Here is a 12,573-nt window from a genome sequence, read left to right as displayed (position 1 = left end):
ACATTACGGAGCCGAACCCGGGGGCAGCCCCGCTGTTCCTGCGAGTGAGCCTGCCCGTATTCGGCCCGTAACGGCCGAGACCGTCGCGGTGCGGCTGGGGAAGTCACCCGTGGCGTGGCACGCCTCGCGCCCGCGGGCTGAATGAGGCAGTACCTACCAGGGGTAGGCGGACCCGCCGCCCTTGACCTCGATCAGGGCGGGCTTCACGTCCGCCAGGTACACGCCGGCAGCGGCAACGGCGGCCAACTGGAAGATCATCCACGTGCCCAGGCCGCCGGCGCCCAACGCGGCCAGGGCCCCGACCGCCGTGGAGGCTGCCAGCACGCCGACCCAGAAGCCCTTGGTCTTCTTGAACGCGGCCTGGAAGTAGTCGGCTTTGCGGCCCACGCAATCCGCCAGCGCCCATAGCTCGATGACCAGGGCAACCAGCCCCAGGACCGTGTAGAGCCAGAATTGGATGTCGTAGGCGAGTAGCACGGGTTAAGCCTAACCGGTGGGGGTGCGTTTCGGCAGCCTCACACGTCCGCGGCGGCGAGTGCCTGGTCCAGGTCCGCCCATAGGTCCGCGGGATTCTCGATTCCCACCGACAGCCGCAGCAGGTTCTCAGGGACGCTCTCGGGTTCGTTAACATGGCGGCGGCGCCGCTCGATCAGCGATTCGACGCCGCCCAGCGAGGTCGCCGGCAGCCACAGCCGGAGCGCGTCAATGACCTTGTCCGCGGCCGCCGCCCCGCCCCTGACCTGAAGCGCGATGATGGAGCCGAAGCCGTCCATCTGCGCGGCCGCGCGGGCGTGCCCCGGATCTTCGGGCAGGCCCGGGTAGCGCACGGCCTCCACGGCCCGGTGGTGCTGCAGTTTCCGGGCCAGCTCGCCGGCGGTGGCCTGCGACCGCTCCACCCGCAGCGCCAGGGTCCGCACGCCGCGCAGTGCCAGCCAGGTCTCGAACGGTCCGGCGATGGCCCCGCGCAGCGACCGGTGCGTCAGCAGCTTCGAGCGCAGGTCCTCGTCGGACGTGACGAGGGCGCCGAGCACCACGTCCGAGTGGCCGGCCAGGTACTTGGTCACCGAATGCACGACGACGTCGACCCCCGCCGCCAGCGGACGCTGGCCCAAGGGCGTGGAGAAGGTGTTGTCCGCGACCACCAGGGCGCCGGCGGCGTGGGCGGCCCGGGCGAGCACCTCCATTTCGGCGATCTCGAGCATCGGGTTGGTCGGGCTTTCCAGCCAGAGCATGTCGGCGCCGCCCAGTTGCGCCGTCACCGCGGCGGTGTCCGCGATGTCTACGGTGCGCAACTGCAGTTCGCCGCGTCCGGCCAGCTGCTCGGCAATGGCCAGGCTGCCCTGGTAGCTGTGCCTCGGCATCACCAGCACGCCGCCGGGAGGGAGCAGCGACAGCGCGGCCGCAACGGCCGCGAGCCCGGATGCGAAGACCAGTCCGGGCAGGGACGCGCCTTCCAACTCGGCTAGGGTTTGTTCGAACGGGTCCCAGGTCGGGTTGGAGTAGCGCCCGTAGGCGCGGTCCCCCTGCACCACTTCGCCCCGGCCAAAGAACGTGGAGGACAACACCACCGGCGGATTGACCGGTGCGTCGTGGTCGCGGGGCGGCCGTCCGGAGGAAACCACAACGGTGTCCGGGGCTAGTTGCCCGCCATCCTGGCGGCCGTGGGAGAAGGCGTCGGTCATGACAGCACATTAGTACCGCCGCCATCCACACGCTAACTGTGGCCGTCCCGCGTGCCCCGGCGATTCCCGCTAGGCTAATCAGGTGAGTTCCGACCGCCAGCCCGCCATCGCCCGCGGCCTCTTTATCGCATTCGAAGGCGGGGACGGGGCCGGGAAATCAACCCAGGCCGCCGCCGTCGAACAGCGTTTGCAGGAGATGGGCCGGACCGTGCTCCGCACCCGGGAACCCGGCGGCACCCCCGTGGGGGAAAAGCTGCGCGCACTGGTGCTCGAACACGGCCACGGCGAGATCGATGCCCGCACCGAGGCCCTGATCTTCTCCGCCTCCCGTGCCGCCCACGTGGAACAGGTCATTCGTCCGGCACTCGAGCGCGGCGAGGTGGTGGTCTGCGACCGGTTCATCGACTCCTCGGTGGCATACCAGGGTGCCGGCCGCGGGCTCGGCCTGGCGGCGGTGCGGGAGCTCAACCTGTGGGCCACCGACGGGTTGCTGCCCGACCTGACCGTGCTGCTGGACGTCGCCCCGCAGCAGGGCCGCGAGCGACGCACGGCCGGGGATGCTGCCGAGGACCGGCTGGAGTCCGAGGCCGACGACTTCCACTCGCGGATCCGGGACGCCTTCGTGGAACTGGCCGGCGGGGCCCCGGAGAAATACCTGGTCCTGGACGCCGCCGCCGACCGCGACGACCTGACCGGGGCCATCATGGCCCGCGTGCGGGAGCTAATGGCATGAGCGTCTGGTCCGACCTGCCCGGCCAGGCCGCGGTGATTGAACAGCTCAGCCGGGCGGCCGCCGCCGAACGCCCCGCGCACGCCTGGCTCTTCACCGGCCCGCCCGGCTCCGGCCGCAGCAACGCCGCCAAGTCCTTCGCCGCGGCGCTGTTGTGCGACCACGCGGATCCGGCCGAACGCGGCTGCGGGACCTGCCATGCCTGCCGCACGGTGCTGGCCGGATCCAACGCCGATGCCACCCTGGTGGCCACCGAAAACGTCACGTTCTCCATCCAGGAAATGCGCGAACTGGTCGGCAAGGCGCAGGACAAACCGTCCTCGGGGCGCTGGCGCGTGATCATCATCGAGGACGCGGACCGGATGACCGAGCGCACCACCAACGTGCTGCTCAAGGCCATCGAGGAACCTCCGCCGCGGACCATCTGGATCCTGTGCACGCCCAGCCCGGCGGACGTCCTGGTGACCATCCGCTCGCGCTGCCGCCCGGTCAGCCTGCGCATTCCGCCGCCCGACGACGTCGCCGCCCTCCTGGTCCGCCGGGACGGCGCGGATCCCGAGCTCGCCGGCTTCGCCGCCCGGGTCTCGCAAAGCCACATCGGCGTGGCCCGACGCCTGGCCACCGACGCCGACGCCCGCCACCGCCGCGGCACCATTGTGCGGCTGCCGCTGCGGCTGCGCGGCGTCGCCGACGCCGTCACCGCCGCCGGCGAACTCGTGGAGATCTCCAATGCCGACGCCGCGGCCGCCTCCGAACAGCGCAACGAGGCCGAGCGCGAGGCGCTGCTGGTCGCGCTCGGGGCACCCGAGAAGGGCACCATGCCGCCGGCCATCCGCAGCCAGCTCAAGCGGCTGGAGGAAGACCAGAAACGCCGCGCCAAGCGCAGTGTCAGCGACTCGCTGGACCGGGTGATGATCGACCTGAGCACGTTCTTCCGCGACGTGCTCAGCCTCCAGCTGGGTACCGGCACCGAACTGGTCAACGAATACCTGCGCCCGGACCTGACCGCCTATGCGGAACGATCCACCCCCGAACAGACGTTGGGCAGAATGGACGCCATTGCCCAGGCCAGGCAGCGCCTGGGCACCAACGTTGCCCCCGTCCTGGCCATGGAAGCCATGGCCGTCAGCCTGCTCTGAGTCCGCCCCGGACCCGCACGCAGCACTATCCAGGAGCCGCCCGCATGCCCCGCACCCGCCCCAGGCACCCCGCTTCAACAGCGCGCCGTTCCGCAGCAGCGGTGCTGGCCGCCGTCGTCCTCCTGCTGGGCACCGGCTGTTCCGTGTTCGCCCCGGAACGGGAGCGCGAGGCCGCGGACCCGGCGCAGGTCACCAACGGCGTGGCCGAAGAACTGATGCCGTACTACACGCAGGACGTCGACTGGCAGCCGTGCGAGAACGGATTGGAGTGCGCCGACGTCGACGTGCCGCTCGACTACGCGGACGCCGGCGGCGACAGCATCCAGATTGCCGCCATCCGCAGCGACGCCGGCGGTTCGGCGCAGGGCTCGGTCCTGGTCAATCCGGGCGGCCCCGGCGGCTCCGGCTACGACCTGCTGCGCGACGGCCTGCAGACGATGTTTTCCGAGCGGCTCCGGAGCGAGTACGACCTGGTCGGCTTCGATCCGCGTGGCGTGCAGCGCTCGGCGCCGGTGACCTGCCAGACCGACGCCGAACGCGACGAGTCCCGGCAGACGGAGTACGACCGCGACTCGGTCGAGGACCTCCAGCGGGCGATCGACGACGCCGCCGAGCTCGCCGCCCAGTGCGCGGAGAAGACCGGCGAGGTCCTGGGCCACGTGGACACGGTCAGCGCCGCCAAGGACATGGACATCATCCGGGCCGTCGTCGGCGACGAAAAGCTGAACTACCTGGGCTTCTCCTACGGCACGTTCCTGGGCGCCACCTACGCGGGGCTGTTCCCGGAACGGGCCGGCCGGATGGTGCTGGACGGCGCGCTGGATCCCTCGCTCAGCAACGAGCAGATCACGCTGGGCCAGGCGGCCGCCTTCGAGGACACCATCCACGCCTACGCGGAGTTCTGCCTGGAGAACGCGGGCTGCCCGATGAGCGGCAGCGTGGACGACGCCGTGGCGCAGCTGCGCGACCTGATCCGCTCGGTCGAGGAGAGCCCGCTCACCGCATCGGACGGCCGCCTGGTCCCGGTCGGCACGTTTGTCTCCGGCCTGCTGGTTCCCCTGTACGACGACGCCAGCTGGCCGATCCTCACCCAGGCGCTGACCAGCGCGTTCCAGGGTGACCCCAGCACCGTGTTGCTGCTGGCGGACAGCAGCGCCGGCCGCGATTCCGACGGCCGCTACATCAGCAACAGCACGTTCGCCTTCATGGCGGTCAACTGCCTGGACTATCCGATGGAGACCGATCTGGCCGCCATGCGCGAGGACGCCAAGGAACTGGAGCAGGCCTCCCCCACCCTCGGCCGCTACCTGGCCTACGGCGGGGCGAACTGCAAGAACTGGCCGTACGAGCCGACGGGTGAACGCGCCCCGATCCACGCCGAGGGGGCCGCGCCGATGCTGGTGATCGGCACCACCGGCGACCCGGCCACCCCCTACGAGTGGGCCGAAGCCATGGCCGGGGACCTGGCGTCGGCCACGCTGCTGACCTACGAGGGCGAAGGCCACACGGCGTACGGGCGCGGCAACACCTGCATCCGCGACGCGGTGGACAACTACTTCGCCGACGGCACCATGCCGGCCGAGGGCACCGTCTGCTCCTGACCCGGCGCGGGCCGGTCGTTTTGACCGGCCCGGCACGGCTCCCATATAGTTGTTCTTCGTGGATTCGGCCCGGAAACGGTCATAATCCCCGCCTCCTTAGCTCAGTCGGTAGAGCGTTTCACTCGTAATGAAAAGGTCGCCAGTTCGATTCTGGCAGGGGGCTCCATCTCCCGGGACTCCCCGGTTCCACCAAAGCCCCGGCGCATGCTTATGGCGCCTGCCGCGCGAAACTCATTGCTTTCAGCGACTTTCACACGATGATCCGCGTCTGCTTCATCGAGCCCCTACCGCCGACTTTCCGCGTGGTGGCACCTCCGACGAAACTTACTGCCAAATGGCCTTCCCTCTGGCCGAAACCCGTCGACACGGCCGAGTTCCCGAGCCGGTCTGACGTTCCAAACCGGCCACCACTCCGCTGAGCCCACACTTGGAACTGTCACCCCCGTCCTGAGACAGACCGACCAGTCGGTCTGCTGTGCTGGTATGGTTTCCGTATGTCGAATAGGGATCACATTCTGCGCACTGCCCGGCAGCTCGCCATCAACTCCAAGTCCATACCCTCCATGGATGCAATAGCGGCAGCTGCCGGAGTGTCCAAGGGCGGCTTTACGCACCACTTCAAGACGAGGGCAGCCCTGATCGAAGGTCTTGCAGCACAGGCTATTGAGTCGATGGATGAAGCCCTTGGTGCTGCTGCCGAGAGGGGTGACGTCGTGGCCACCTGGCTGCGCGTCTCCATGTCACGGGATGACGCTGACCTGTACAGGGCGCTCCTGATGTCATTCGCCGACCTCGGGGAAAACGCCCAGGCGTTGCTGAATCAGTCTGCGGAGGCATCGGAACGATGGGAGCACCTGCTTGGGGGCGAGCTCGGCGACCCAGTGGCGGCCTCGGTCGTCCGCCTCCTTGGAGACGGCATGGTCATGAACTCGCTGACCCGTGACAACCTTCCGTCGCTCGAGGATATCCTTGCGTGGCTGGAGCTGAGGAAGACCGCGCCGTGAGCACCGGCCTCCTGTGGTCGATCCTGGGGCTGGCTCTGGCAGACAGCCTGAACCCGGCGACCATCGTGACCATCACGCTCATCCTTCTCACCGTCCGCACTCATCCGGTGGCTTCAGCGGTGTCGTTCGTCTTTGGTGCCTTGAGCACCGTCTTCATACTCGGCCTGATCATCTTCCTGGGAGCGGGAGCAGCAGCCGACGCCGTGAGTGACGGGCTTGTCTGGCTACGTCGAATCGTCTTCCTGATAGCTGCGATCACGCTGTTCGTCGCGAGCTTCCGGCGCCTCAAGGATCGCGAGCGGAAGAGCATAGGTCTGCCGTCTTGGTTTGGGCTGGGGACAGCGCTCCCCTTCGGCGTACTGGTCACCGGGGCCGATCTCCCCAATGCATTCCCGTATTTCATCGCGATCGAGCGCATGGTGGATGCGGATACCTCCACCGGCGCGGGCCTGCTTGTCCTCGCAGGATACGCAGTCGTCTACTGCGTACCGTGCCTCATTCTGCTCGCCCTCGGCATCGCTCACGGAGAAAAAGTTCGCATCCGATTGCAGAAGGTCTACGAGCGGTTTGCAACAGGCACGGTGAAAAAATCGATTCCTTCGGCGCTTGCATTATTCCTGCTCGGCATAGGCGTCCTGGCCATCGCGCTCTGGCCCTAACCGCCTCGATAAGCTGCGCATACAGTGCAGGCAATTCACAAGCCGGGGCTCGGATATCGGGCAGGGTGCGGGTCAGTGCTTCAGGCCGGCCAGCAGGCGCTCGGCATCGGTTAGGTCCGCGAGCACGACGGCGGCGCGGCGGCGCACGTTCTCGACGCCGGCTTCGTAGCCTTGGCTGCCGCCAAGCCTGACCATCGCCGCGGCCTGGGCGGCCGCCGCCAGGGAGTTGCCGGCCCTGGAAAGGCTGCGGTGGACATCTGCCAGCACGCCGCCGGGAATATCCAAGCCGTCGGTGGGATGCAGCGACTGGGCGGTGGTGCAGCAGCTGCGCACGCGCGGCAGGAGGCCGGCGAGCTGGTCGGCTATCGGCAGCAGCTCGCCGTAGAGGCCGTCGTCCTCCACGCCCTCGAGGACCTGGTGGTAGCGCTCCAAGGCACGCCGGAAACGGTCGTGTGCGCGGCGCCAAATCCCCTTGCCGAGTTCCTTATCCTCCCGGCGGGCCTGCCGGGCGGCACCGAAGAGCGCCACCGGCCCTACAGGTACTGTCCGGGTCCGGTGTGCCGTTCGCCGCCCTGCACCGAGCCGGCGTTTTCCCCCTCGGCTCCGGTGGCCCGGCGCGGTTCACCGTCGTCGCCAATTACGACGCCGGGCGCGATCATGGTGCCGGGCGGCAGCTGGCGCATTTGCATGCGGGCCGCCATCTGCTGGTTGAGGGCCTGCTGCGCCGCGATTGCGGTCTGGATGCCGTGGAAGAGGCCCTCCAGCCAGCCGACCAGCTGCGCCTGGGCGATGCGCAGCTCGGCGTCCGACGGCGTGGAGTCGTCGGTGAACGGCAGGTTGATCCGGTGCAGTTCCTCGATCAGCTCCGGTGCCAACCCGTCCTCAAGCTCCTTGACGGACCGCTCATGGATTTCGGCCAGCCGCACTCGGGCTGCGTCGTCCAGCGGGGCGCTGCGCACTTCCTCGAGCAGTTGGCGGACCATCGTGCCGATCCGCATGACCTTCGCCGGTTCATCGACCAGATCAGCCAGCGCCGAATTGCCGCGGCCGGACCGCCGCGCGGCGGGACCTGGCCCCGGGTTCAGGGGCTCTCCGCCGGCCGGGCTGTGGCCGCTGGGCAGCGCGGGGAGGATGACCGGTTCTGCCGGCTGCGGCGTCTGCTCTTCGCTCATGTTTTCATCTTGCCAGAGACGGACAGTGGGCGCAGAGCATATCCGGCCCCCGGTCAGCAGCAGCGTCCCTGCGGGTTGTTCTCCTGCCGGTCCGTCTTGTCCCGCCAGAACTCGCGCTCGCTCATCGGCTCCGTGCCGGGATGTGTCCGCCGGTGGTGCCGAAGATAGTCCTGATAGGCGTGCTCGCCCATCACCCCTTGGAAGAACCAGGCGAACCTCTGCCAGCCGCTCCGGGCCCGGGGCCAGATGACTCCGGACATCAGTGGCCCGCCTTGGCACGCCCGGTGTCGGCCGGCAGTTCGTTCCATTGCCTTTCCAGTTCCTTCTCCGGCCGGGTGGCCAAAGGGCCGGACGGCGCGTAGATGGCCGAGACCACCGCGGGGTCCTCGTGCGAGGGTTCCCCGCCGAGCCGCCAGGACTTATAGGTGGCGATGAGTGCGGTGGCGATGACGATGATGGTCAGCACCACGAACACGATGGACAGCGTGCCCTGCACCGCGGTGTTGCGGACGACCGCCTCCATTTCCGCCACCGAGGCGGCGTTCCCCAGGCTCGTCTCGCCGGCCGCCAGTGCCTCGCGGTGGGCGATGTGATTGGCCCAATAGCCCACCTTCACATCGGGGCTGAAGATCTTCAGGATCGAGGCCCAAATGGTGATGACGGCGGCGAAGGCCAGCGGCAGCCCGATGATCCACAGGTATTTAAACGCCCCGCGCTTGGCCGCGATGGCGAGGCAGACCGCGAGCGCGATGGCCGCCAGCAGCTGGTTGGCGATGCCGAAGAGCGGGAAGAACGTGTTGATGCCGCCCAGTGGATCCGTGACGCCCAGGATGAGAATGTAGCCCCAGCCCGCCACCATGATGGCCGTGCAGATCCAGACGCCGGGACGCCAGGACATGTTCTTGAATTTCGGCAGGACGTTGCCGACGGTGTCCTGCAGCATGAAGCGGGCCACGCGGGTGCCGGCGTCGACCGCGGTGAGGATGAACAGCGCCTCGAACATGATGGCGAAGTGGTACCAAAAGCCCATCATCCCGATGCCGCCGATCAGCCCCTGCATGATGTGAGCCAGGCCGACGGCGAGGGTGGGCGCGCCGCCGGTGCGCGACACCACCGATTCCTCGCCGACGTTGCTGGCCAGGTCGGTGAGCATGTCCGGTGTCAGGTTGACGCCGGCCAGGCCCAGGCCGTTGACGAAGGCGACCGCGCCCTCCACCGTGCCGCCGGTGGCCGCCGCCGAAGCGTTCATCGCAAAGTAGATGCCGCGGTCGATCGAGATGGCCGCGACCAGCGCCATGATGGCCACGAAGGACTCCATCAGCATTCCGCCGTAGCCAATGAAGCGGGTCTGCCTCTCCTTCTGCACCATCTTCGGCGTGGTTCCCGAGGAGATCAGCGCGTGGAATCCCGAGAGTGCGCCGCAGGCGATGGTCACGAACAGGAAGGGAAACAGCGAACCTGCCACCACGGGTGCGTCTTCACGGCCGGCGAACTCGCTGAACGCCGGCACGTTGATCTCCGGGCGCACCAGCACGATGGCCAGCGCCAGCATCAGGATGGTGCCGATCTTCATGAACGTGGAGAGGTAGTCGCGCGGGGCCAGCAGCAGCCACACCGGCAGTACCGCCGCGATGAAGCCGTAGATGATGATGCCCCAGGCGATGGTGGTCCTGTCCAGCGTGAAGACCGCCGCGCCCCACTCGGTGTCCGCGATCATGCCGCCGCCGATGATGGCGGCGATCAGCAGCACGAAGCCGATGAGGGAGACCTCGCTGACCTTGCCCGGCCGGAGGAAACGCAGGTAGATGCCCATGAAGATGGCGATGGGGATGGTCATCGCCACCGAGAAGACGCCCCATGGCGATTCGCCCAGGGCGTTTACCACTACCAGGGCCAGGATCGCCACGATGATGATCATGATGGTCAGCGTGGCGATCAGGGCAGCCGTGCCGCCGATGACGCCGAGTTCCTCGCGGGCCATCTGGCCCAGCGAACGGCCGCCGCGGCGCATGGAGAAGAACAGCACCAGGTAGTCCTGGACCGCCCCGGCCAGGACCACGCCGACGATGATCCACAGGGTGCCCGGCAGGTAGCCCATCTGCGCCGCGAGGATGGGACCGACCAGCGGACCGGCGCCTGCGATGGCGGCGAAGTGGTGGCCGTAGAGCACGCGGCGGTCGGTTGCGACGAAGTCCTTGCCGTCCGCGTTGTACTCAGCCGGCGTCGCCCTCAGGTCGTTGGGGCGGGTGAGCTTGTTCTCGATGAACTTGGAGTAGAACCGGTAGGCGATGAAATACGTGCAGACGGCCGCGAAGACGAACCAGATGGCGTTAATCGTTTCGCCCCGCGAAAACGCGAGGATGCTCCAACTCACGGCGCCCAGCAGGGCGATGGCCACCCAGATCACGATCTTGGTTGGGGTCCACCTGTGGGCATCGGCCTCCGCGGCCGGATCCAGCGCTACCGGCGGGAGGCTGGGATCCTGCACCAGCACGTCGGATGTGGGACCGCTCTCCCCGGGTTGCCCGGGCCTGGGTCCGCTGAATTTCTCGCTCATGATGCTCCCCTCATGGAACGCCGTCCGCTTTTACGGAGCACCGTAGCAGCGACGCCGCTTGGAGGGAACGGGAAGGCCGATTTCAGGAGGTAGTGAGCAGGATCTTGCCGGTGTGTTCGCCGGAATCGAAGTACTCGTGGGCCGCCGCCGCGTCCGACAGGGCGAACGTGCGGTGCATCTGGGGCTTGACGTCGCCGGAGACGACCAGCGGCCAGACATGCTCGGCTACCGCCCGCATGATGGCGGCTTTCTCCTCTGCGGGCCTGGCCCGGAGGGTCGTGCCGATGACCGCCCCGCGTTTGGCCATCAACTGGCCGAGGTTCAGTTCGGCCTTGGCCCCGCCCTGCAGCCCGATCACCACCAGCCGTCCGGAGGTGGCGAGCGCGTCCACGTTGCGCTGCAGGTATTTGGCGCCCACCACGTCCAGGATGACGTCGGCGCCCCGGCCTCCGGTGGCGTCCTTGATCCGCTCGACGAAGTCTTCCTCGCGGTAGTTGATCAGCACCTCGGCGCCCAGCCCACGCGCGACGTCGAGCTTTTCCCGGCTGCCGGCCGTCACCGCAGGGATCGCACCGAACGCGGCAACCAGCTGGACGGCCATCGTGCCGATGCCGCCGGCACCGCCGTGGATCAGCACCGTTTCCCCGGCCTGCACACCCGCGGCCATGAAGAGATTGGAAAAGACGGTGGCCGCCACCTCCGGCAGGGCCGCGGCCGTCACCACATCGATTCCCCGCGGGACCGGCAGCACCTGGCCCGCCGGAACCGCCACCTGCTCGGCGTAGCCGCCGCCGGCCAGGAGGGCGCACACTTCGTCGCCCACCCGAAGCCCGCCGACGCCCGGGCCGACCGCGGCTACCCGGCCCGATACTTCCAGGCCGGGGATCTCGGAAGCGCCGGGCGGCGGCGGGTAGACGCCCAGGCGCTGCTGGACGTCGGCGCGGTTGACGCCCGCGGCGGCGACGTCGATCACCACCTCGCCCTCGGCCGGTTGCGGGGCTTCGGTGTCCCGCATGCTCAGGACCTCGGGTCCGCCTGCTCCGTCGTAGAAAACCGCCTTCATACCAGCCTTTCGCCTTGTCCTGGGCATCAAAACCCCGGTGCCTGCGCGCTTTGCCCGGGTAGTCCCCTCCGTGTCAGACTACAAGGTGAGGAAGGTTGTCCGAGCGGCCGAAGGAGCTGGTCTTGAAAACCAGTAGGCGGTAACCCCGTCTCATGGGTTCAAATCCCATACCTTCCGCTTCGCAGCAGGTGTCCGGGCCGTTCAGCCCGGGCACCTGCTGCATTTGTGCTCCCAGACCATGCCGCGGTCCCGGGCCCGCCGCGCCGGATGGGCCGGACGCCGGCCATCCGAACGCCGGCCATCCGGCGTCAAGTATTCTGGCCCGGTGCTCCCCCGGTATACCCTCGGCTAGGAGTCGTTCGCACCAAAGCTTGAGGAGTCCCCCGTGCCCTGCCTGCCAGCACCTGTCCGCCGCCCGCTCAAGGCGGCCGCCGCCGTCGTCCTTCTGGCGATGCTCAGCGGATGCGGGGGTGAAACGGAGGAACCGCCGCGGGATGAATCCGGTGCCGTGACGGAGGCCGCCTCTGCCGGCGCCTACGCGATCAAGGTGGGCGACTGCCTGAACAATCCGGACACCGACCGCCTGACCGAGGTGGAGTTCGTGCCGTGCGACCAGGCCCACGAGCTGGAGGCGTTCGCCGCCAGCAACCTGCCCGAGGGCGACTTTCCCGGCGACGAGGAAGTGGCGGCCAAGGCCGAGGAGTTCTGCGTGGCCGAGTTCGAGGCCTTCGCCGGCATCCCCTACGACGATTCGGCCCTGGAGCTGACCTACCTGAACCCGACCGAGGCCAGCTGGACCGGCGAGGAAGACCGGGAGCTGCTGTGCCTGCTCGGCGAGGAAGGCTCGAAGCCCGTCACCGGCACGCTCAAGGGCGCCCGGCGATAGCTTCCGGCCGTCGCCCCGGAGCTGGCTTCCCGGTGATAGCTCCGGATGGCTTCCCGAAGCTGGCTTCCCGGACGTCGCCC

13 protein-coding genes and 2 tRNA genes are annotated in these 12,573 nt (G+C 68.5%); 8 read left to right on the top strand and 7 right to left on the bottom strand.

Features of this window, described 5'->3' with window-relative positions; genetic code table 11:
• Positions 1-153: 153 nt before the first annotated feature.
• Positions 154-477 (bottom strand): DUF2516 family protein, encoded by a 324-nt coding sequence (locus AC5RUP_RS07325; protein ID WP_494068580.1) that lies wholly within the window; start codon positions 475-477, stop codon positions 154-156.
• A gap of 38 nt (positions 478-515) precedes the next feature.
• Positions 516-1,682 (bottom strand): trans-sulfuration enzyme family protein, encoded by a 1,167-nt coding sequence (locus tag AC5RUP_RS07320; RefSeq protein ID WP_494158409.1) that lies wholly within the window; start codon positions 1,680-1,682, stop codon positions 516-518.
• An 82-nt stretch (positions 1,683-1,764) separates the two neighbouring features.
• Here AC5RUP_RS07320 and tmk point away from each other — a divergent pair, with 82 nt between their 5' ends.
• From tmk to AC5RUP_RS07290, 6 genes are all read left to right on the top strand, one after another.
• The gene (gene tmk, locus AC5RUP_RS07315) at positions 1,765-2,415 is read left to right on the top strand and encodes a dTMP kinase (RefSeq protein ID WP_494155161.1); all 651 of its coding nucleotides are present in this window, start codon (positions 1,765-1,767) and stop codon (positions 2,413-2,415) included.
• Positions 2,412-3,551, top strand: a complete 1,140-nt coding sequence (locus tag AC5RUP_RS07310) for a DNA polymerase III subunit delta' (protein ID WP_494158408.1) — start codon at positions 2,412-2,414, stop codon at positions 3,549-3,551. The genes tmk and AC5RUP_RS07310 overlap by 4 nt, the downstream gene beginning before the upstream one ends.
• A gap of 44 nt (positions 3,552-3,595) precedes the next feature.
• A complete protein-coding gene (locus AC5RUP_RS07305; protein ID WP_494154227.1) occupies positions 3,596-5,152 on the top strand; it encodes an alpha/beta hydrolase in 1,557 nt (518 codons plus the stop codon).
• A gap of 90 nt (positions 5,153-5,242) precedes the next feature.
• Positions 5,243-5,318, top strand: a tRNA-Thr gene (locus AC5RUP_RS07300).
• A 328-nt stretch (positions 5,319-5,646) separates the two neighbouring features.
• Positions 5,647-6,156, top strand: coding sequence for a TetR/AcrR family transcriptional regulator (locus AC5RUP_RS07295; protein WP_494154226.1), 510 nt, complete (start codon positions 5,647-5,649; stop codon positions 6,154-6,156).
• The gene (locus tag AC5RUP_RS07290) at positions 6,153-6,815 is read left to right on the top strand and encodes a GAP family protein (RefSeq protein WP_494154225.1); all 663 of its coding nucleotides are present in this window, start codon (positions 6,153-6,155) and stop codon (positions 6,813-6,815) included. The genes AC5RUP_RS07295 and AC5RUP_RS07290 overlap by 4 nt, the downstream gene beginning before the upstream one ends.
• 72 nt (positions 6,816-6,887) lie before the next feature.
• On the opposite strand, the gene AC5RUP_RS07285 is transcribed toward AC5RUP_RS07290, so the two are convergent.
• The 5 genes from AC5RUP_RS07285 to AC5RUP_RS07265 form a co-directional block, all read right to left on the bottom strand.
• Positions 6,888-7,343 (bottom strand): hypothetical protein, encoded by a 456-nt coding sequence (locus tag AC5RUP_RS07285; protein WP_494154224.1) that lies wholly within the window; start codon positions 7,341-7,343, stop codon positions 6,888-6,890.
• A gap of 5 nt (positions 7,344-7,348) precedes the next feature.
• Positions 7,349-7,987, bottom strand: coding sequence for a bacterial proteasome activator family protein (locus AC5RUP_RS07280; protein ID WP_494150522.1), 639 nt, complete (start codon positions 7,985-7,987; stop codon positions 7,349-7,351).
• A 53-nt stretch (positions 7,988-8,040) separates the two neighbouring features.
• Positions 8,041-8,247 (bottom strand): YbdD/YjiX family protein, encoded by a 207-nt coding sequence (locus AC5RUP_RS07275; protein ID WP_494154223.1) that lies wholly within the window; start codon positions 8,245-8,247, stop codon positions 8,041-8,043.
• Positions 8,247-10,544 (bottom strand): carbon starvation CstA family protein, encoded by a 2,298-nt coding sequence (locus AC5RUP_RS07270; RefSeq protein ID WP_494154222.1) that lies wholly within the window; start codon positions 10,542-10,544, stop codon positions 8,247-8,249. Before AC5RUP_RS07270 ends, AC5RUP_RS07275 begins: the two co-directional genes overlap by 1 nt.
• A gap of 82 nt (positions 10,545-10,626) precedes the next feature.
• Positions 10,627-11,607 (bottom strand): NAD(P)H-quinone oxidoreductase, encoded by a 981-nt coding sequence (locus tag AC5RUP_RS07265; RefSeq protein ID WP_494091282.1) that lies wholly within the window; start codon positions 11,605-11,607, stop codon positions 10,627-10,629.
• Between the two features lie 89 nt (positions 11,608-11,696).
• Between AC5RUP_RS07265 and AC5RUP_RS07260 the strand changes: the two genes are divergently transcribed.
• Both AC5RUP_RS07260 and AC5RUP_RS07255 read left to right on the top strand, forming a co-directional pair.
• Positions 11,697-11,784: transfer RNA gene (locus tag AC5RUP_RS07260), tRNA-Ser, on the top strand.
• Between the two features lie 208 nt (positions 11,785-11,992).
• Entirely contained in the window at positions 11,993-12,493 is a 501-nt protein-coding gene (locus AC5RUP_RS07255) for a septum formation family protein (protein ID WP_494153768.1), read from the top strand.
• Positions 12,494-12,573: the final 80 nt, after the last annotated feature.

It is taken from the genome of Arthrobacter sp. Y3223151, from assembly GCF_059091125.1.
The sequence above is the reverse complement of the archived record's forward strand: the minus strand, read 5'-3'. Positions and strand labels throughout refer to the sequence as shown.